Source organism: Kitasatospora sp. NPDC001225 (assembly GCF_053597855.1).
In genome coordinates, this window is the sequence record NZ_JBSFJC010000060.1 from 1 (window position 1) to 19826 (window position 19826).

Consider the following 19826-nt stretch of genomic DNA (forward strand, 5'->3'; position numbering starts at 1 on the left):
GGCTCCCAGTAGACGACTGGGTTGATAGGCCGGATATGGAAGCCCTGTGAGGGGTGGAGTTGACCGGTACTAATAGGCCGAGGGCTTGTCCTCAGTTGCTCGCGTCCACTGTGTTGTTCTGAAACAACGACCCGCCCGAAATTTGTCGGGTGTGCGGTTGACAGTTTCATAGTGTTTCGGTGGTCATAGCGTGAGGGAAACGCCCGGTTACATTCCGAACCCGGAAGCTAAGCCTTACAGCGCCGATGGTACTGCAGGGGGGACCCTGTGGGAGAGTAGGACGCCGCCGAACAATTCTTCAGAAGAACCCCCATCCGGGTCCCGGATGGGGGTTCTTCGCGTTGTCGGGGTGTTGGTCGAATGATCATGCGGCGTTCGCTGGAGGACCGTGTACATGACGGTTCGTGGGCCCCTATGGTCGAGCCTTCTCGTCCGACCATGCACTCACGACGCGAAGGACACCACGTGGCCTCCATCGACCGGCGCCGTTTCCTCCAACTGGGCGGCGCCTCCGCGGCCGCCGCCGGCCTCGCCGCCTTTCCGCCCGCGGTTGCCAAGGCCATGGCGCTGCCCGCGATCGGCAGGACCCGTTCGATCGAGGACGTCGAGCACGTCGTCATCCTGATGCAGGAGAACCGTTCCTTCGACCACTACTTCGGTACCCTGCGCGGTGTCCGCGGGTTCGACGACCCCCGGCCCACGCTGCTGCCGAACGGCCGGCCGAACTGGCACCAGCCCGCCGCCGCCGTGAAGACCGGCCGCTACCACGACCGCGGCCTGCCGGCCTCCGAGCAGGAGGTGCTGCCCTGGTACATCGACCCCCGGAACACCACCGAGTACCAGGCCGGTACCGACCACGGCTGGAGCAGCGGTCACCTCGCCTGGAACGAGGGGCGCCACGACCAGTGGGTGAACCAGAAGCAGGACGTCATGACGATGGGCCACCTCAAGCGCCAGGACCTGCCGTACCACTTCGCGCTGGCCGAGGCCTTCACCGTCTGCGACGCGTACTTCTGCTCCGTCCACGCCGACACCGCCCCCAACCGGATCTACCTCTGGACCGGCACCAGCGACCCGCGCAACGCGTACGGCCGCCGGCCCAACGGGCCCGGCCTGTGGGAGCGCAACGACACCAACGGCTACACCTGGACGACGTACCCCGAGCGCCTGGAGTCGGCCGGGGTCAGCTGGAAGCTCTACCAGGGCGGTTCGGGCGAGCCGGGCACGCCGACGGACAACTACACCGACAACTCGCTGATGTTCTTCGAGCGGTACCAGGTGGCCGAGGGCGCGTCGGGTCCGCTGGTGGAGAAGGGTGCCACCGACCACACGCTCAAGGAGTTCCGGGCCGACGTCGAGCAGGGCCGGCTGCCGCAGGTCTCCTGGATCGTCCCGCCGTACAAGTACAGCGAGCACCCCTCCGCGACGCCCACCGACGGCGCTTACTACATCAACCTCGTGCTGGACGCGCTCACCGCGAACCCCGAGGTCTGGGGGCGGACCGTCTTCCTCATCAACTACGACGAGAACGACGGCCTGTTCGACCACGTCGTCCCGCCGATGCCGCCGGTCGCCAGCCGTCCGGGCGGCCCGGGCATGGTCTCCGCCGACCTGGAGGCGAGCCTCGGCGATGAGCTGCTGGACCTCTCGAAGTACCCGGGCGAGATGAGCCCGCTGGTCCCCGGCGCCGACCCGGGCGGCCTCCAGCCGATCGGCCTCGGACCGCGGGTGCCGCTGATGGTCATCTCCCCGTGGTCGCGCGGTGGTTGGGTCTGCTCGGAGACCTTCGACCACACCTCGGTGCTGCGGTTCCTGGAGGCCCGGTTCGGCATCGAGGAGCCCAACATCAGCGCCTGGCGCCGGTCGGTCTGCGGCGACCTCACCTCGGCGCTCGACTTCCGGGGCACCGACGCGCGGCGCGTCCGGATCCCGGTGCCCGCGCCGATCGCCTCGCAGGGCAAGCCCTACCAGGTGCCGCTGCCGCAGCGGATGCCCACCCAGGAGCCGGGCACCCGGCCCGCCCGCGCCCTCCCGTACGACCTGCGGGTCAACGAGGAGGAGACGGACACCGCCGGGCAGTTCCGGCTCGAACTGGAGAACCGGGGCTCGGTCGGCGCGTGGCTCTACGTCTACGACCGGACGGCGCCGACGGCCGCCCCGCGCCGCTACACCGTCTCGGCCGGCGACACCTTCGCCGACTTCTGGCCGCTGACCGGCGCCGGCGACTACCACCTGGCCGCCCACGGCCCGAACGGCTCGGTGCAGGAGTTCGAGGGCACGGCCCGGGCCGGGCTGGTGGCGCGCTTCGACCCGTCGAAGAACCAGGTGCGCGTCACGGTCGCCAACCACGGGCCGGTGGCCCGGACGGTCACCGCCGAGAACGCCTACGCGAAGGGCTCGAAGCAGAGCCGCTCCCTCCGCCCCGGCGCCTCGGCCCGGTTCACCTTCGAGCTGCCCGCCGACCGCCGCTGGTACGACGTCACGGTCGCGACCGCGGACGGCCCGGCCTTCCGCCGCCGCTGGGCCGGACACCTGGAGAACGGCCGCCCCGGCACCAGCGACCCCGGCCCGCGCTGACCGGACGGGCCTCCGTGGACGGAACCGGCCCGCGCTGACGGGCCCTCGTCGACCGGTCCGGTCGACGAGGGCCCGGGCGGTCAGCCGCCCCGGCGGGGCAGCCAGGTCCGTCGGCGCGGGCCGGCCACCGTGCCGACGGGCGGCGAGTGGAGGGCGGCCACGGCGCTGCGGATCAGGATGCGCACCCCCTCGGCCGCCGTCTCCGCCGACATCGACGCGCTCGTGTCCCGGCCGGACACCTGGCTCGGCAGGTACGGCAGACGCGCGAACCCTCCGCGCAGCTCCGGGCGTTCGGTGGCGATCAGGTGCGCCAGCCCGTAGAAGACGTGGTTGCAGAGGTGGGTGCCGGCGGTGTGCGAGACGGTGGCCGGGATCCCGGCCAGCTGGACCGCCGCCACGCAGGCCTTGACCGGCAGCGAGGAGAAGTAGGCGGCCGGGCCCTCCGGCACGACCGGCTGGTCGACCGGCTGGTTGCCCTTCCGGTCGGGAGCGCGGACGGCGTCGTCGAGGTTGACCGCCACCCGCTCGACCGTGAGGTCCGGGCGGTTGCCGCCCTGGCCGGTGGCGATGACCAGGTCCGGCTCGAACCGGGCCACCGCCCGGCGCAGTTCGGCGATCGAGTCGCCGTACACCCAGGGCAGCCCGGCGAACTCCAGGGCCACTCCGGCCGGCGGACCGGCGGCGACCAGCCGGCCCGCCTCCAGGGACGAACTCAGGGGATCGCGGCCGAACGGTTCGAAGGCGGTCAGCAGGACGCGGATGATGGCGGACCTCCCAGCGTACGGGAACGTACGGAACCGATTTGTGCCTTCGAGCGTAGGGCCGTCCCGAATGTCCCGGCAAGCCCCGCAGGTCGCGGTCGGGCACCGTTGGACACCGGGACTTCACCCGGCGTCAGGTCCGGCGCAGCGCGCCGTCCGCACGGAGCGAGTCGAGGGTGGGGTAGCCGTCGACGGCCATCAGGAGGTCGGCCTCGGCGAGCAGTGACCGCAGCACGTGGACGATGCCGTTGGTGCCCTCCAGCGCCAGGCCGTAGGCGTACGGGCGGCCCACGCCGACGGCGGTGGCGCCGAGGGCGAGCGCCTTGACGACGTCGGTGCCCGAGCGGACGCCCGAGTCGAAGAGGACGGGCAGTCCGTCGGCGGCCGCGACCACGTCGGGGAGCACGTCGAGGGCGGCCAGGCCGCCGTTGGCCTGGCGGCCGCCGTGGTTGGAGCAGTAGACGCCGTCGACGCCACCGTCCCTGGCGCGGCGCACGTCCTCGGGGTGGCAGATGCCCTTGAGGAGGATCGGCAGGTCGGTGAGCGAGCGCAGCCAGGGAAGGTCGTCCCAGGTCAGCGGGTTGCCGAAGACGCCGGCCCACTCCAGGACGGCCGCCCGCACGTCCTCCTCCGGCGCCCTGGCGAGGCGGGCGCGGAACACCGGGTCGGAGGTGTAGTTGGCCAGGCAGTGGCCGCGCAGCTGCGGGAAGTTGGCGGTGGCCAGGTCGCGCGGGCGCCAGCCGGTGACCCAGGTGTCCAGGGTGACGACGATGCCCCGGTAGCCCGCGGCCTCCGCCCGGTGGACCAGGCTCTCCGCCAGTGCCCGGTCGGTGGGGGTGTAGAGCTGGAAGAAGCCGGGGGTGTCGCCGAACTCGGCGGCCACCTGCTCCAGCGGATCGACCGTCAGGGTGGAGGCGACCATCGGGACGCCGGTCCGGGCGGCGGCCCGGGCGGTGGCCAGGTCCCCGTGCCCGTCCTGCGCGCACAGGCCGATCACCCCGATCGGCGCCATGAACAGCGGGGTCGGCAGCCGCTGGCCGAACAGCTCCACCGACAGGTCCCGCGTGCTCGCGCCGACCATCATCCGCGGCACCAGGCCCCACCGCCCGAAGGCGGCGACGTTCGCGCGCTGGGTGGCCTCGTCGCCCGCGCCGCCCGCGACGTAGGAGAGCACCGAGGGCGGCAGCGCCGCGCCCGCCCGCGCCTCCAGCTCGGCGAAGGCCATCGGCAGTGTCGGCAGGACGCCGCCGAGCCCGCGCAGGTAGATCTCGGTCTGGTAGTCGCCGAACCGCCCCTGGAACGCCGGGTCACTCTGCTGGTCGACCATCCGCCGGCCGTCCTTCCGTCCGCACCCGCCCGGGACCGTCCCGGCCGGCGCCGCCCGCCCACCCCGCAGGACGGGCGGGCGGGTCGACGGCACCCCGGCATTCTCGCCACGAACCGTGCCGACGGCCAGGGTCGGGGCGCGGGTGTTCAGGGTGTCGGCTCGGGACGCACCCGGTGGCCGTACCGCCACACGGTGGCCGCGGCGAGCAGGGCGACCGCCCCGCCGAGCAGCATGACCGTGGCGGGGGAGGAGTGGTCCACCACCAGCCCGCCGGTCAGCGCGCCGATCGAGAAGCCGGCCTGGAACGCCGAGGTGAAGACCACCCCGGCACCCTCCGGGGCGTGCGGGGCGGCGGCGAGGAACCAGCTGAGCGAACAGACCGGGACGGCGCCGTACGCCACGCCCCAGAGGGCCAGCAGGACGGCGGCGCCCGGACCGCCGGTGCCCAGCAGCGGCAGCAGCAGGGCCGCGGCGGCGAGCAGCACGGCCGCCGTGCCGAACACCGGACGCAGTGCCCCGGCCGCCCGGCCGCCGGCCAGGACGTTGCCGAGCAGTCCGGCGGCGCCGTAGCCCAGCAGCAGGGCGGTGACCAGGCCGGGGCCGGCGTGGGTGGTGCCGGTGAGGAACGGGGTGACGTAGGTGTAGCTGCCGAAGTGGGCCGGCACGATCAGGAAGGTCACCGCGATCCCGGTCCGGGTGCCCCGGCCGGCCAGCAGTCCGCGCAGCACGCCCAGCCCGGTGGCGGTCAGCGGGGGCAGCGGCGGCAGCGACCGCAGGAGGGCGGCCAGCGCGAGCACGGTCAGCGCCGCCATCGCCAGGAAGGCCGCCCGCCAGCCGGCCACGGAGCCGAGGAACACCCCCGCCGGCACGCCGAGCACCGAGCCGAGCGGGACGGCGGAGAAGATCAGCGTGTTGGCCCGGGCCTGCCGGTGCTCCGGGACGAGGCGCGGGGCGAGCCCGGAACCGATCGACCAGAACGCCCCGATGACCAGACCGAGGGCGACCCGGGCGGCCAACACCGCCCAGTAGGCGGGGGCCAGGGCGCTGAGCAGGTCCGCCAGGGTCAGGACCAGCAGCAGCGCGCAGAGCATCGTCCGCCGGTCCGCACGCCTGGTCGCGACGGTCACCACGGGGGCGGCCACCGCGGCGACGATGCCCGGCAGGGTCATCATCAGCCCGGCCGTGCCGTCGGAGATCCGGAAGGTGGCGCCGATCGGGGTCAGCAGGCCGATCGGGAGGATCTCGGTGGTGACGATGGAGAAGACGCCGGTCGTCACGGCGAGGACGGCGAGGGTGCCGCCGCCGTTGCGGGGGCGGGACTTCGGGGTGGGCGGCTTCGGGGTGGGCTGGGTCGAGCTGAGGGTGGTGCCGGTCGGCATGCCGGAGGTCCCGTCGGTGGGTGGTGGGTGTGTCACCCGAAGTCCACCAATCCGACCGGGGGTTGGGCTGGCGTGAATCCGACGTCAACGCTTCCGCGCGGGGCCGGCGGTCCGGCGCGTCGCCCTGCGGTTCGGTGCGGCCCGGGGCCCGGTGCTAGTCGGCGGCGTGGCGCTGTCTGGCGCGGTGCGCGATCTCGCCGAGGATGCGCTGCCAGGTCGGCGAGGCCTCGGCGAGCCGGGAGAAGATCACCGCCTGGTTCCCGGGCCGGCTGCTGTCCCGCCCGTGGGCGACCTCCCACGCGTCCAGGTCGTCGATCAGCCGGTCCACGCGCGGATCGTCCGGTGCCCAGTCGAGCGACTGGTCGCAGAGCAGGAACAGCCGCGTCGTCTCGGGGTCGTCGAAGCTTGCGTTCTTCTCCTGAATGCCCCGGCGCATGGCCTCCGGGTCCAGGGCCTGGTGCAGGATCCAGGTGTCGCGTTCGAGCCGTACCGACTGTTCGCCGACCCCGAGCGCGCGCATCCGGTCCAGGATGGCGACCACCTCGGGCGGCAGGGCGAGCCGTTCGCCGCTCGCCAGGTCGGCGATCCGGCGGCGGTGCTCGGCGAGCTGCTCGATCCGGCGCTCCAGTTCGGCGTCGAGCTCGGCGACGGCGGCGGCGAACTCCTCGGGCCGTGCCCGCAGCATTTCGTCGATCCGGGCCAGCGGCACGCCGGCGTCGGCGAGCGTCCTGATCCGGATGAGGTCGACCGCCGCCTGCGCGCTGTAGCGGCGGTAGCCGGAGCCGTCGCGTTCGGGCTCGGGCAGCAGTCCCACCTGGTGGTAGTGGCGCACGGTACGTACGGTCACGCCGGCGGTCGCGGCGAGTTGACTGATCGTCAGCACCGTTGCGCTCCTGTCGTGTTGACGGCCTGCGGCCGGGGTGGTGCCAGGGGCTGGGGTCGAAGTCTAGGCGCGGCCCGCCCGGTCCACGACGTCGCGGATCGCCTGGACCACGGCGTCGGCCCGCTCGAAGACGAACTGGCTGTGGCCGGTGTCGGGGAGGATACGCTGCTCCCCGTCCGAGACGGCGTCCACCATGGCCGCGTACAGCCGCGTCTTGCCGTCGTGCATCGCCCGCAGGGCCTCCTCGGACATCAGCGCCTGCTGGCCGGGGTCGACGCCCAGCGGGGTGAGCGCGATCAGCGGGACGTCGGGCAGGTCCGCCCCGGCCCGCAGCTCGACGGCCAGGTCGGCCATCGAGGCGCGCTCGGCGATGCCGGCGTGGATCCAGCGCTCGCTCACGTGGTACTCGACCACCGCGTCCCGGACGTCCGGCGGGAAGTCCACGAGCAGTTCCGCGGCCATCTGCCGGATGCCCGGGAGCGCCTGCCGCAGCTGCTCCTCGGTGGGCGACAGCCGCACGCTGGCGGCCAGGCTCGCCTCGGCGGGCATGTAGTCGTCCCAGTCCCGGTGGAAGGCGTCCAGCCAGACCAGCCCGGCCACGTCCTGCGGGTAGCGCTGGGCGAAGCCGTGGGCGTAGGCGCCGCCGAGCGAGTGCGCGACCAGGACGTACGGGCCGGGGACGCCCTGGGCGTGCAGCAGTTCGTGCAGTTCGGTCGCCACCTCGGCGGCGGTGCGCGGCAGCGCGGCGTCGTCGCTGAAGCCGGTGCCGCCGCGGTCGTACACCACGGCGGTGGTGAACCGCGAGGCCCCTTGCTGGACGCCGAAGTAGTCCAGGCCGATGGCGCTCGCGCCGGGCAGGAGGACGACCGCGGGCCCGCCCGTGCCCTGGCGGTGCAGGTAGAGGCGGCGGCCGTCGATCTCCTGGAAGCCGCCGACCGGGGGGTGGAGCGGAGTGCTGGAGGTGCTCTCGTTCGTCATGCGGCAAGCCTGCAACCCTGACGTAGCGTCAAGGTCAAGCGTCCGGTCGCGGGACTTCCCCGGGAGGGGCCGGGCCGCCGTCGCGGGGGGCGTCAGGGGCTCGGGGCGTTCGGGGCGGCCGTGGTGGTGAAGCGGTTGCGGAACTCGGTGGGCGTGGTGCCCAGCCGGCGGGCGAAGGCGCGGCGCAGGGTCTCGTCGCTGCCCAGGCCGCTGAGCCGGGCGGCGGCGGTGATGCCGTGGCCGTCGAGGAGCAGCTGTTGGGCGCGGTCGAGGCGGACGCGCTCGACCCAGCGGGCCGGGGTGGTGTTCAGCTCGGCTTGGAAGAGCCGGGTCAGGTGGCGGGTGCTGACGGCGGCCGCGGCGGCCATCGCGGGCAGGTTGTGGTCGGCGCCCGGGTCGGCGAGGACGGCGTCGGTGAGCGCGCGCAGCAGGCCGCTGCGGGCGGGCGGGGTGGCCAGGGCGGTGGAGAACTGCGACTGGCCGCCCGGGCGCTGCACGAAGACGACCAGCTCGCGGGCGATGGCGCGGGCGGCCTCGGCGCCGTGGTCGTGCTCGACCAGGGCGAGGGCGAGGTCGATGCCCGCGCTGATGCCGGCGCTGGTGTGGTAGCGGCCGTCCCGGACGTGCAGGGCGTCGGGTTCGACCCGCACCCCGGGGTGGCGGAGCGCGAGGGCGGTGGCGTGGCGCCAGTGGGTGGTGGCCCGGCGGCCGTCGAGCAGCCCCAGCGCGGCGAGCACGAAGGCGCCGCTGCACACCGAGGCGACCCGCCGCGCCCGCCCGGCGAGGCCCTCCGCGGCGGCGAGCAGGGGTGCGTCCGGGCCCCGGGCGGCCAGGTGGTCGGCGCCGGCGACGACCAGGGTGTCGAGGGGTTCCCGGGGGCCGAGTGCTCCCTGGACGTCCTCCGGTGCGGCGGTGTCCGCCAGGGCCACGCCGTTGGAGGCGGTGACGGTGCCGCCGCCCGGGGAGACCAGGACGGTCCGGTACGGGTGGCCGAGCCGGCCGGCCTGGTGGAACACCTCCAGCGGACCGCTGACGTCGAGCAGCGTCACCCCGTCGAACACGAGGAAGGCGACCAGGCGCGTCATGTCCGAATCCGAGGTCCGGCTGTCCGTACCGACATGGCGGCAGCGTACGCCACCGGGCGAGGGTGGAGGAGTCGACCGAACAGCCCCCGAAACGAATGAACGCGGAGGAACCATGACGAACGAGATGATCGCGGGCGTGCGCGTCCCGGACAGCGCCCTGGCCCGGGAGGCGACCGAACTGGTGCGGGAGGCGGCCTCGCCCCTGCTGTTCGACCACTCGCGCCGGGTGTTCCTGTTCGGGGCGCTGCGCGGCGCCGAACAGGGGCTGGAGTTCGACCCGGAGCTGCTGTACGTGGGCGCGATGTTCCACGACCTCGGCCTCACCGGCCGCTTCGCCCGGACCGACCAGCGGTTCGAGATCGACGGTGCCGACGAGGCCCGCCGCTTCCTGGCGGCCCACGGCATCACCGGCGAGCCGGCGCAGCGGGTCTGGACCGCCATCGCCCTGCACACCACCCCGGAGATCCCGCTGCACATGGCGCCGGAGATCGCCCTGGTCACCCGCGGCGTGGAACTGGACGTGCTGGGGATCGGCTACCACGCGATCTCCGCGGAGCAGCGGGCCGCCGTGGTCGCGGCCCATCCGCGGCCCGACTTCAAGAACCGCATCCTGGCCGCGTTCACCGACGGCATCAAGGGCCGCCCGGACACGACCTTCGGCAACGTCAAGGCGGACGTGCTCGCGCACTTCGTGCCCGGCTTCGAGCGCGGCGACTTCGTGGAGGTGATCAAGGGCTCCGAGTGGGGGGAGTGAGCCGGGGCGGGCCCTTCGGCTGAGGGGTTCTGGTCGCGGGCGTTGGATGCGGGCGCTGGCCGTGGGCGTTGGTTGCGGGCTTCTGAGGGCAGCCCGGGGGCCCGGTCGGCGTCGCTCGGCCGGGTTTGACGGAGGCTCGGGGTTCCACCACCCTTCCACTAATCGAATAGTGAAAGGGTACTTTGCCGATGCCCGCTCCCGCCTCCGTGTCCCGGGCCGTTCCGAGTACGGCCGCTCTTCCGTCCGTACCGCCCCGCGCCCGCCGCCCCGCCCCGCTCGCGTGGGGCCTGGCGGCCGGGTTCGCCGCGCTGTACGCCTGCGTCGCCGTCAACCGGCATCGGCGCGGCCTCACCAAGGCCTACGACCTGGGCATCTTCGAGCAGGCCGTCCGGGCGTACGCCCACGGGCAGGCGCCGATCGTGCCGCTCAAGGGCCCCGGCTACCACCTGCTCGGGGACCACTTCCACCCGCTGATCGCGGTCCTCGCCCCCGCCTACCGGGCCTTCCCGAGCCCGCTCACCCTCGTCGTCGCCCAGGCGCTGCTGATGGCGCTGGCCGTCGTCCCGCTGACCCGCTGGGCCCACGAGGTGGCCGGGCCGCGGGTGGCGCTGCTCGTCGGCTGCGCCACCGGGGCCTCCTGGGGGATCGTCCGGGCGGCGGCCGACGACTTCCACGAGATCGCCTTCGCCGTCCCGCTGATCGCCTTCGCCGCCACCGCACTCGGCCGGCGCCGGCCGCTCGCCGCCGCGCTCTGGTCGCTGCCGCTGCTGCTGGTCAAGGAGGACCTCGGGCTGACGGTGGCCGCCGTCGGGGTCCTGATCGCCTGGCAGGCCCGGCGGGAGCGGCACGGCAGTCCACTGCCCGGACTCGCCCTCGCCGCCTTCGGGCTCGCCGCGACCGCGCTCACCGTGCTCGTCGTGCTCCCGGCGTTCAACCCGAGCGGGGGCTTCGACTACTGGCGGCAGCTGGACGGCGGCGGGCAGGGCGGGCAGGCCTCGCTCTGGGAACTGCCACTGCGGCTCGGCTGGCCGCCGGTCAAGTGGCTGCTGCTGTTCCTGCTCGCCGCCACCGCCGGCTTCATCGGTGTGCGCTCACCGCTCCTGCTGCTCTGCGTGCCCACCCTCGCCTGGCGGCTTTTCTCCTCCAACTCGCACTACTGGGGCGTCAGTTACCACTACAGCGCGGTGCTGATGCCGATCGCGTTCGCGGCCCTGGTGGACGTCCTGCGCCGGGTCGACGCGGGTCGCAGGGGTGACGCGCGCCGCCGCGTCGAGGTGCGCCGGGCCAGGCGCGGGCTCGCCGTCAGCGCCCTGGTGGCCGCCGTGACGTTGCCGCTCTACCCGCTGCACGAGGTGGTGATGCCCGAGGCCTGGCGCACCTCGCCCCGGCTCACCGAGATCCGGGCGCTGCTCCACCGGATACCCGACGACGCCACCGTGGCCGCCTCCAACCGGCTGGCGGCCCAGCTCACCCGCCGGACGGAGGTCACCCTGGTGTGCCGGACGCCGGAGGGCCCTGGCCCGCAGTGGGTGGCCGTCGACCTGCGCGACCCGAGCGTGCAGGCCCCGTGCGCCACCGCCGACACCGCCCGGATGCTGGCCGTCTACCGGGAGCGCGGCTACCGGCCGCTGGTCGAGCAGGACGGCCTGCTCCTGCTGCAACGCCCCTGAGCCGCCTCCCGGGCCGGACGACCCCCGAGCACCGGACAACCCCAGACCGGACAGCTCCAGACCGGACACCCCCGGGTCCGGCTTGACCCGCGCGGCGCCGTGCGCCACCATTCCACTATTGAACTAGTGAAAGGCTGAATCGCCGGTGATCGAGTACCGCATCGAGCGGCGCAGCGGCGTCTCCACCTACCAGCAGATCGTGCAGCAGACCAAGCAGGCCCTGCGGCTCGGACTGCTCCAGCCCGGAGACAAGCTGCCGACCGCCCGAGAGGTGGTCGAACTGACCGCGATCAACCCCAACACCGTGCTGAAGGCCTATCGCGAGCTCGAACGCGAAGGCCTGGTCGAACCCCGCCCGGGGCTCGGCACCTTCGTCCGGCGCTCGCTCGCCCGGCCGGAGGCGGCGGCGGACGGGCCGCTGCGGGCGGGCCTGGTCGGGTGGGTGGACCAGGCCCGGGAGGCCGGACTGGAGCGCGAGGACATCACCGCGCTGATGGCCTCCGTCCTGGAGCAGCGCTTCGACACCGGGGTCCCCGGCTCCGACGACGGGGTCTGAGGCTCCGACACCGGGGGCCGAAAGCGGGGCTCCGACATCGGGGGGCCCGAAACCCCGACACCGGGGCCTGCGGCTCCCCGGCAACACCGAACCGAGAACAGTGGGGGGACCGGGTGGACGACCCGACGACCACGGCGCCCGCGACGGCGCCGGCCCTGGAGGCCGAAGGCCTCGGCAGGAGGTACCGCGGCGGCTGGGCGCTGCGCGGCTGCGACGTCACCGTCCCGGCCGGGCGGATCTGCGGCGTGGTGGGCCCCAACGGCGCGGGCAAGAGCACCCTGCTCTCCCTCGCCGCCGGCCAACTCGCGCCCACCGAGGGCGGAGTGCGGGTGTTCGGCGCCACCGCCGGTGCGCCCGAGCTGCGCGCCCGGGTCGCCTACGTGCCGCAGGACAAGCCGCTCTACCCGGGCCTCACCGTCGCCGAGACGCTGCGGATGGGCCGCGAGCTCAACCCGGTGTGGGACGAGGCTGTGGCCCAACAGATCGCAGAGCAGGGCGAGTTGAACCCCAAGGCGCGGATCGGCTCGCTCTCCGGCGGCCAGCGCACCCGGGTCTGCCTCGCCCTCGCCCTCGGTAAGCTCCCCGACCTGCTGCTGCTCGACGAACCGATGGCCGACCTCGACCCGCTCGCCCGGCACCAGCTGATGGGCACGCTGATGTCGGTCGCCGCCGAGCGCGGCGCCGGGATCGTACTGTCCTCGCACATCCTCCCCGAGCTGGACGGCGTCATCGACCACCTGCTCCTCGTCCAGCGCGGACGCGTCCGGCTGGCCGGTGACCTGGAGGAGATCCTCGACGGGCACCGACTGCTCACCGGGCCGGCCGCCCAGGGTTCCTCCCTGGCCGCCGAGACGGTGGTCGAGCAGCGCGTCAGCGGCCGCCGGGCCGTCGCCCTGGTCCGCACCGACGAGCCGGTGGACGGCGACTGGGAGAGCGAACGTCCGAGCCTGGAGGACCTGCTGCTCGGCTACCTCCGGGCCTCTGCCGACACCTCCGCCGACAACCCGAACCACGTGAAGCCCGACCCGAACGGGGTGGCCGCATGAGCACCGACCTCCTGCCCGACCGGGCCCCCACCTCCGCACCCGCCGACCGGCGGCCCGCCACCCCCGCCCTGCGCGGGCTCATCTGGTTGACGCTCCGTCAGAACCGCTTCCTTCTCTGGACCCTGGGCGTGCTGCTCGTCCTCGCGGTGGCGGACCTCGTCTGGATCCACGTAGCCCTCCGCCACATCATCGGCGTCCTGCGGCGGACCGGCTGCTACTACCCCGACTCCTGGTCCGACTCCGAGTGCTGGGCCCTCCTCGCACCGATCAACCGCCCCAACTTCTGGTACCTGGAGGTCCTCCAGCCCGCCGTCACCGTCCTCCCGCTGCTGATCGGCGTGTTCATCGGCGCCCCGCTGCTGGCCCAGGAGTACGAACGCGGCACCATCCGGCTGATCCGCGCCCAGTCCGTCAGCCCGGCCCGCTGGCTGGCCGTCCGCCTCGCCGTCCCCGGCCTCGCCGTCCTGGCCGTCAGCGGCGTGATCGCCGTCCTGATGACCTGGGTGTGGTGGACGGACATCGCACACGGTCCGGACGCCTTCGACCCGCCGTTCCAGTTCTTCACCTACCCGGCCATCGGCCTCGCCCCGGTCGCCTGGTCCCTGTTCGCCCTGGCCCTCGGCGTCCTGGTCGGCCAACTCGTCCGCCGCACCCTCCCCGCGATGTTCGCCACCGGCGCCCTCGTCGCCACCGCCCACGGCCTGGTCGTCTGGGCCCGCCCGCTCTTCTACCCGGTCGTGGAACAGGTGGCCCCCGTGGGCACCGCCCAGCCCACCAACGCCTGGCTCATCGACCAGGGCGTCATCTTCCCCGACGGCACCCGCGTCACCACCGACTCCTGCGCCCTCAACACCACCTGCAACACGGCCAGCGCCTCCTGGCTCCGCTTCCACCCGGCCGCCCACCTCACCCCCATCCAACTCGTCGAAGCCGGCATCCTCCTGGCCCTTGCCGCGGCCCTCCTGATCGCCGTCTTCCGCCGCATCCGCGCCTAGCGCGACGGTTGTCCGCGGCGACGAAAACCGTCGCCGACAGTTCCTATTCCTCGTCAATCCCCCGGCATCGCCGGGGGATTTTCCATGCCCGAAACCGCCTGGTCGGGCGGCTCTTCAGGTGTTCGATGACAGGAAATACGTTCGCTTTCCGGTGCCGTTGAAATGGCCATCCGAATTTCCGCCGAGTGAAAGTCGGCCATCGGTCGGCGGGAATTCGGCCACTCTGGCCCGACCGGCTTCCGGTCCCCGAGGCCGCCCCCATGCTGGAACGTTCGTCACCGACTGAAGGGAGAATGGTGAGCGTTCCACGACGACATGCGGGTGACCCCGATGTCATCGGTCAGACCGCCGCGCTGGTCGGATTCCTGCGCGAGGTCGTGCAGAGCAGCCATCAGCGGCTCCGGGACACGCGTTCCTGGGGGCCGCTCTGGCTGGCCGACCTGCCGGCGAAGGTGCCCCGGCCGTCCGGGGACGACGACCGTCCGTTGTTGATCCTGGACCACGTTCCGCAGGCCGCGGCGCCGGAACTGCCGCCGGTGCTGGAGGGGTGGGTCGACGAGCGGCTGTGCCAGGACGCCGATGCCGAGGACCCGCCGCTCGCGGAGGAGGGTCCGTACCGGACCGGGGAGCCGGCGGCGGGCGGAGCCGACGGGTGGCAGGGCGACGAGGCGGTCGTCGCGCGGAAGGAGGCCGCGGAGGTCCTGCGGGCGTACGGGCCGTGGCTCGCGCGCTGGCGGATCTGGGCCGAGCGGGAGCGGTCCGAGCGGTCGCAGCGTCAGCTCTACGAGAAGGTCTACCACTGGCACCAGCAGTTGGCGCGGCAGGACGACCAGCAGGAACTCGTGCTCGCCGCAGGCCTGTTGAGCTGGCGGGAACCGAACGGCGGGGTGATCCACCGGCACGTGCTCTCACGGCGGGTGGAGACCCACGTCGATCGGCGGACCGCGCAGATCACCGTGCGCCTCACGGAGAGCGGAGCGGTCCGGCTGGAGGACCGGGACTTCCTGGACGCGGACGACGGCTGGGTGCCGGAGCGTGCGGCGGCGTTCAACGAGGAGCTCTCCGCGCTGCCCTTCCACCTGTTGAGCGAGGAGGCGCTGGAGTGCCTCTCGCAGTGGCTGGACCTGGTCCTGCCCAGGCCGGTGGCGTTCAGCACCAACTGGCGTCCGCCGGCGGGACCGGATGAGGGCGCCAGGCTGACCTTCGCGCCCGCCCTGCTGAAGCGGCCCAGGGACCGCAACGAGGTGTTGAGGTTCTACGACCGCATCGCGGAGAGCGTGGTGTCCGAACGCCGGGCCCCGCTCGGGCTGGCGCAGTTGGTGATATCGCTGAACCCCGAGGACCGGCAGAACTGGGGCGGGCGGCAGGCGCCGGCGCTCTTCGGCGACGAGCCGCTGTTCCCCGGCAAGACCAATGCCCAGCAGCGTTCCGTACTCCAGCGGCTGCAGCGGGACACCGGCGTGGTGGTGCAGGGCCCGCCCGGCACCGGAAAGACGCACACCATCGCCAACCTGGTGTCCGCGCTCCTGGCCCAGGGCCAGCGGGTGCTCGTGACCAGCGCCAAGGACCAGCCGCTGACCGTTCTCCGGGACAAACTCCCGCCGGCTGTCCGGGACTTGTGCGTGTTGCTGCTCAGCACCACCAGCCAGGACGGTGCCAGCGAACTGGAACGCACCATCAACGCGCTGAGCGATCGGGTGGCGGCGGGCGACACCGACCAGTTGCGGGACGAGATCCAGCGGCTGACCCAGCGCCGGTACGAGGTGCGCAGCCGGATCAAGCTGCTGACCGAGCAGGTGGTCTCGTTGCGGGAGGCGGAGGTCTACCAGCACCCGGAGGTCGCACCGGGCTACTCGGGGACGCTCGCCGCGATCGTGCGGAAGGTGCAGGACGAGGCGGTGCGGCTGGGCTGGATCGGCAGGCTGCCGAACCGGGCGCCGGAGGCACCGCCGCTCTCGCCCGTCCAGGCGGAGGAGCTGCTCGCGCTGCTGCGGGACGGCGCCGGGCAGTGGACGGAGTCCGGGGTGTTCCCGGCGGCGGAGACGCTGCCGACGTCCGGCCAGGTCGCGGCGGCCCTCGCGGTGAGCCAGCTGAGCGTCAACGGTCTCTCACCGGCGGCGATCGAGGTGCGCAACGTCCTGGCCGCCCTGGAGACCTCCACCACGGACCGGCTGACCGAGCTGCTGGGCTCCGGCCGAAACCGACTGCACCGTCTGGGTGTTCACCGGGAGGCCGCGCGCTGGGGCGACGAGGGCTGGGTGGAGCGCGCGCTGACGGACCGGCTGGCCCGGCGCCACCCCGATCTCTGGCGGCGTGTCGCCGACGTCGCGCGCGTGCTCCCCGAGGTGGCCGAGGGCCTCGACCGGGTCGGTCTGCGCACGGTGGTCCTCCCGGACCTCCTGGTCCCCGATCGCGCCCGCCGGATGGCGGCCACGATCCCGGCCCTGATGGAGCAGCTGTCGGCGGGCCGCAGGCTGCGGACCCGGTTCGCGTTCAGGGCGCAGCGGGAGGCCGAGGAACTCCTCGGCAGTTGCACGGTGGACGGCAAGGTGCCGGCCTCCGCCGACGATCTCGGCGCCGTGCTGGCCCATCTGCACGCGCACGCGGCCCTCGCCGCCGTGGCGGCCCGCTGGGAGCAGGTGGGTGCGGCAGTGCCGGAAGCGCCGCTGGAGGTGCGACTGGCCTCGCTGTCCGAGCGCTACCGACACCTCGCGGAGGTCGATGAATTCGGCCGGATCCGTGAGCAGGTCGACGAACTCCTGGTCCACCACGGGGTCTACCTCGACCTGACCCGGCCGCAGGCGTGGCAGGACTTCGCCGAGGCCGTCGCGGCCCTGGCCGGCAGGCAGCGCGCGGAGGAGGCCGCGGAGCGGCTCGGCCGATGGGACCGGCTCCTGCGCGGCGGGGAGGACGGCGTGGCCGCGCCGGTCGAGGCGCTCGCCATGGCGCAGGCCCTGCGCGACCGCGACGTCGACCGGTACACCAAGGAGCTCGAAGCGCTCGCGGCAGCGCAGCAACGGGACCAACGGCGGCGTCGCTGCGTGGAGTTGCTCGACGGACTGCGCAGCGCGTCGCCCGCGCTCGCCGGCCGGCTCGAAGCGGAGGCCGAGGACCCGGCCTGGGACGAGCGGCTCGCCCGGCTCCGGGACGCCTGGGCCTGGGCGAAGGCGTCCGAGTTCATCGACGACGAACGCGCGCCCGGCCGGGAACAGCGCCTCGACGGTGAACTCACCGAGCACGAGGCAAAGTTGGAGGAGCTCACGGGAGACCTGGCCGCCGCACACGGCCGGCTGCACTGCCTGGTGCGGATGACCCAGGAGCAGCGCTCGGCACTCCAGGCCTACCGCACGCACATGGCGTCGTACGGCAAGGGCAAGGGCAAGAGCGCCTCCCACTTCAAGGCGGCCGCCCACAGCGCGATGCAGGTCGCCCAGGGAGCGGTGCCGGCCTGGGTGATGCCCATCGCGCGGGTGGCGGAGATGATCAAGCCCAGGCAGGACGCCTTCGACGTGGTGATCGTCGACGAGGCCAGTCAGGCCGGCATGGACGCGCTGTTCCTGCTCTGGCTCGCGCCGAGGATCATCGTGGTCGGCGACGACAAGCAGTGCACGCCACCGGTCACCGGGCTGGGCCGCACCCAGCAGATCCAGGACCGGCTGTCCGCGCACCTGCCGGAAGTCCCCGCCCACCTGCGCCAGTTGTACATGCCGCACTCCAACCTGTACCAGCTGCTGTCGACGTTCTTCCCGTCCACCATTCGCCTGCAGGAGCACTTCCGCTGCATGCCCGAGATCATCGGCTGGTCCTCGGAGACCTTCTACACCCCGCCGGGCCTCATCCCGTTGCGGCAGTACGGCGGTGAACGGCTCGACCCGCTGCTGACGCACTACGTCGAGGGCGGGGTCACCGAGGGACGCGACGGACGGATCCGCAACCCGAAGGAAGCGGAGGCGATCGTGGACTGCCTCGCCGAGCTGGCCGCGGACCCGGCGTACGAGCACAAGACCATGGGCGTGATCGTGCTCCAGGGCTTCGGCCAGGTCAAACTGCTGGAGCAGCTGATCGAACAGCGACTGCCGGCCCCGGTCCGGGAGCGCCACCGCATCCGGGTGGGAACCCCGGCCCAGTTCCAGGGCGACGAGCGGCACGTCATCCTGCTGTCGATGGTGGTCGACCGGGTGCGGAAGATCGCCGGCGGCATGCGCAGCGAGCAGCAGGCCTACAACGTGGCGGCCAGCCGCGCCCAGGACCAGATGCGGCTCTTCTACTCGGTGCCGCCGGACCAGCTCAAACCCGGGGACCTGCGGCTCAACCTCCTGGGCTACATGCAGAACCCGCCGGCCGCACTGGCGGAGGCGGCCGACCTCGGCGCCGTGCTGCCCGACGTCCGGCGCCCGCCCTTCGACTCCCTCTTCGAACAGCAGGTCTACCTGCGGCTCAAGGAGCGCGGCTACCACGTGGTGCCCCAGTACCCGGCGGGCAGCAAGCGCATCGACCTGGTGGTGATCGGCGCGCGCGGCCGCCTGGGCGTGGAGTGCGACGGCGACTACTACCACTCGACCCTCGACCAGATCCGGCACGACCAGCAGCGCGACCGTGAACTCCAACGGGTCGGCTGGCGGTTCTGGCGCATCCGGGAGAGCGAGTTCAGGTTCGACCCGGACGAGGCCCTGGTGGGCCTGTGGGAGGAACTCGACCGGCGGGGCATCCGCCCGGCGAACTACTCCCGGCCCTCCCCGCCGCCGAAAGACACGCGGCCGTGGACGCCACTGGAACTGCCGGAGGGCGACGAACTGCCCGACGAAGGCGCGGAGAACCACGAGCCGCCGGGGCGACAGGGCCCCGACGACGGGGACGGTGCCGAATCCGCCCCCGCCCCTGACACCGATTCGACCGGAGGAACGGCATGACCCAGACGCACAGCCGGCAGGACGACCGCACGCTGGACGAGAACACCCTGGAGGAACTCGCCCGCGTCGTCGCGGGCGACGACGACCTCCTCTACCGCCGCGGCTTCGAGATCGCGGCCTTCCTCAAGCGGGCCGGCTGGCAGGAGGTGCCCGAGTACGACGGCCAGTACCGCAGGGAGTGGGCGGCCGAACTGCTGATGGCCCGGCGCGACCAGCCCGGGGAGATCGAGAAGGTGCTGCTCAGGCTGGCCGATCCGCGTGAGTACCTCGAGGAGCCCGGCCTGCTCACCGAGGTCGTGGCGGCGGTCAACACCTTCCTCATCCACGAGGGGTACCGGCTGGAGAACCCCGGCGGCAGCCCCCGGCTGGTGTCGTGCGACCCGGCGCTGGCGCACCCGACGCACTACGGCTCCGCCGAGCTGAAGGTCGTCATGGCTGACCTCATCGCCGACGAGGCCATGGCGGAACTGCTCCAGTGGCGCCTGGACGAGGCCCGCACCTGCTACGCCAACGGCGCCCACGTCGCGGCGATCATCATGCTCGGCTCGTTGATGGAGGGTGTGCTGGTCCAGACCGTCGTGGAACGGGACCCCTCCCTTCTGGGCCGCAAGTCGGAGGACCGCATCAACCTCCACGATCTGATCGTGGCGTGTCACGGGGTCGGGTGGATCGGCGCGGACATCGAGAAGTTCAGCCACGAGCTGCGCGAGTACCGGAACTTCGTCCACCCCAAGGCCGAGGCTCGCGAGAGCCACCGGCCGGACCGCGACACCCTGGCCATCTGCTGGCAGGTGGTCAACGCGGCCCTGAACGACCTCGCCGACACGCACCCCGGCCGTGCCCGGTAGCAAGGCCGGCGCAGGGCACACGCGTCGCGGTCGGAGTGGTCCGAGGAGTCGTGGGAC

General features: G+C 73.1%; 14 protein-coding genes and 2 rRNA genes. 10 read left to right on the plus strand and 6 right to left on the minus strand.

The window, feature by feature from the left end; genetic code table 11:
* The 3 genes from ACWDCZ_RS21250 to ACWDCZ_RS21260 form a co-directional block, all read left to right on the plus strand.
* A 23S ribosomal RNA gene (locus ACWDCZ_RS21250) occupies positions 1 to 93 on the plus strand; the annotation flags it as partial.
* A gap of 82 nt (positions 94 to 175) precedes the next feature.
* A 5S ribosomal RNA gene (rrf, locus tag ACWDCZ_RS21255) occupies positions 176 to 292 on the plus strand.
* Between the two features lie 173 nt (positions 293 to 465).
* Positions 466 to 2577, plus strand: coding sequence for a phosphocholine-specific phospholipase C (locus ACWDCZ_RS21260; RefSeq protein WP_117492851.1), 2112 nt, complete (start codon positions 466 to 468; stop codon positions 2575 to 2577).
* Between the two features lie 80 nt (positions 2578 to 2657).
* Here the strand turns inward: ACWDCZ_RS21260 and pcp are convergent, their stop codons facing one another.
* The 6 genes from pcp to ACWDCZ_RS21290 form a co-directional block, all read right to left on the minus strand.
* Positions 2658 to 3341 carry a pyroglutamyl-peptidase I gene (gene pcp, locus ACWDCZ_RS21265; protein ID WP_079272827.1) on the minus strand — a complete coding sequence of 228 codons (684 nt, stop codon included), beginning with the start codon at positions 3339 to 3341 and terminating at the stop codon, positions 2658 to 2660.
* A gap of 130 nt (positions 3342 to 3471) precedes the next feature.
* The gene (locus tag ACWDCZ_RS21270) at positions 3472 to 4665 is read right to left on the minus strand and encodes an alpha-hydroxy-acid oxidizing protein (RefSeq protein WP_449816644.1); all 1194 of its coding nucleotides are present in this window, start codon (positions 4663 to 4665) and stop codon (positions 3472 to 3474) included.
* Between the two features lie 146 nt (positions 4666 to 4811).
* Entirely contained in the window at positions 4812 to 6044 is a 1233-nt protein-coding gene (locus tag ACWDCZ_RS21275) for an MFS transporter (RefSeq protein WP_380776122.1), read from the minus strand.
* 154 nt (positions 6045 to 6198) lie between these two features.
* The gene (locus ACWDCZ_RS21280) at positions 6199 to 6927 is read right to left on the minus strand and encodes a MerR family transcriptional regulator (protein ID WP_449813677.1); all 729 of its coding nucleotides are present in this window, start codon (positions 6925 to 6927) and stop codon (positions 6199 to 6201) included.
* 63 nt (positions 6928 to 6990) lie between these two features.
* Positions 6991 to 7905 carry an alpha/beta fold hydrolase gene (locus ACWDCZ_RS21285; protein ID WP_449816645.1) on the minus strand — a complete coding sequence of 305 codons (915 nt, stop codon included), beginning with the start codon at positions 7903 to 7905 and terminating at the stop codon, positions 6991 to 6993.
* A 92-nt stretch (positions 7906 to 7997) separates the two neighbouring features.
* A complete protein-coding gene (locus tag ACWDCZ_RS21290) occupies positions 7998 to 8990 on the minus strand; it encodes a GlxA family transcriptional regulator (protein ID WP_449816646.1) in 993 nt (330 codons plus the stop codon).
* A gap of 112 nt (positions 8991 to 9102) precedes the next feature.
* Here ACWDCZ_RS21290 and ACWDCZ_RS21295 point away from each other — a divergent pair, with 112 nt between their 5' ends.
* The 7 genes from ACWDCZ_RS21295 (at position 9103) to ACWDCZ_RS21325 (ending at position 19769) form a co-directional block, all read left to right on the plus strand.
* Positions 9103 to 9744 (plus strand): HD domain-containing protein, encoded by a 642-nt coding sequence (locus ACWDCZ_RS21295; RefSeq protein ID WP_449816647.1) that lies wholly within the window; start codon positions 9103 to 9105, stop codon positions 9742 to 9744.
* Between the two features lie 188 nt (positions 9745 to 9932).
* A complete protein-coding gene (locus ACWDCZ_RS21300; protein ID WP_449816648.1) occupies positions 9933 to 11414 on the plus strand; it encodes a DUF2079 domain-containing protein in 1482 nt (493 codons plus the stop codon).
* A gap of 145 nt (positions 11415 to 11559) precedes the next feature.
* Positions 11560 to 11970, plus strand: a complete 411-nt coding sequence (locus ACWDCZ_RS21305; RefSeq protein WP_449816649.1) for a GntR family transcriptional regulator — start codon at positions 11560 to 11562, stop codon at positions 11968 to 11970.
* Positions 11971 to 12083: 113 nt separating this feature from the next.
* The gene (locus tag ACWDCZ_RS21310; RefSeq protein ID WP_449816650.1) at positions 12084 to 13016 is read left to right on the plus strand and encodes an ABC transporter ATP-binding protein; all 933 of its coding nucleotides are present in this window, start codon (positions 12084 to 12086) and stop codon (positions 13014 to 13016) included.
* The gene (locus ACWDCZ_RS21315) at positions 13013 to 14011 is read left to right on the plus strand and encodes a hypothetical protein (RefSeq protein ID WP_449816652.1); all 999 of its coding nucleotides are present in this window, start codon (positions 13013 to 13015) and stop codon (positions 14009 to 14011) included. Before ACWDCZ_RS21310 ends, ACWDCZ_RS21315 begins: the two co-directional genes overlap by 4 nt.
* A 293-nt stretch (positions 14012 to 14304) precedes the next feature.
* Entirely contained in the window at positions 14305 to 18921 is a 4617-nt protein-coding gene (locus ACWDCZ_RS21320; protein ID WP_449816653.1) for an AAA domain-containing protein, read from the plus strand.
* The gene (locus ACWDCZ_RS21325) at positions 18918 to 19769 is read left to right on the plus strand and encodes a hypothetical protein (protein WP_449816654.1); all 852 of its coding nucleotides are present in this window, start codon (positions 18918 to 18920) and stop codon (positions 19767 to 19769) included. Before ACWDCZ_RS21320 ends, ACWDCZ_RS21325 begins: the two co-directional genes overlap by 4 nt.
* Positions 19770 to 19826: the final 57 nt, after the last annotated feature.

Excerpts from the sequence above, each read along its gene's own strand:
- ACWDCZ_RS21275 (WP_380776122.1), bottom strand. The coding sequence starts at position 6,044 with ATGCCGACCGGCACCACCCTCAGCTCGACCCAGCCCACCCCGAAGCCG.
- ACWDCZ_RS21300 (WP_449816648.1), top strand. The coding sequence starts at position 9,933 with ATGCCCGCTCCCGCCTCCGTGTCCCGGGCCGTTCCGAGTACGGCCGCT.
- ACWDCZ_RS21325 (WP_449816654.1), top strand. The coding sequence starts at position 18,918 with ATGACCCAGACGCACAGCCGGCAGGACGACCGCACGCTGGACGAGAAC.
- ACWDCZ_RS21290 (WP_449816646.1), bottom strand. The coding sequence starts at position 8,990 with ATGACGCGCCTGGTCGCCTTCCTCGTGTTCGACGGGGTGACGCTGCTC.
- ACWDCZ_RS21320 (WP_449816653.1), top strand. The coding sequence starts at position 14,305 with ATGGTGAGCGTTCCACGACGACATGCGGGTGACCCCGATGTCATCGGT.
- ACWDCZ_RS21285 (WP_449816645.1), bottom strand. The coding sequence starts at position 7,905 with ATGACGAACGAGAGCACCTCCAGCACTCCGCTCCACCCCCCGGTCGGC.
- ACWDCZ_RS21315 (WP_449816652.1), top strand. The coding sequence starts at position 13,013 with ATGAGCACCGACCTCCTGCCCGACCGGGCCCCCACCTCCGCACCCGCC.
- ACWDCZ_RS21295 (WP_449816647.1), top strand. The coding sequence starts at position 9,103 with ATGACGAACGAGATGATCGCGGGCGTGCGCGTCCCGGACAGCGCCCTG.
- ACWDCZ_RS21270 (WP_449816644.1), bottom strand. The coding sequence starts at position 4,665 with ATGGTCGACCAGCAGAGTGACCCGGCGTTCCAGGGGCGGTTCGGCGAC.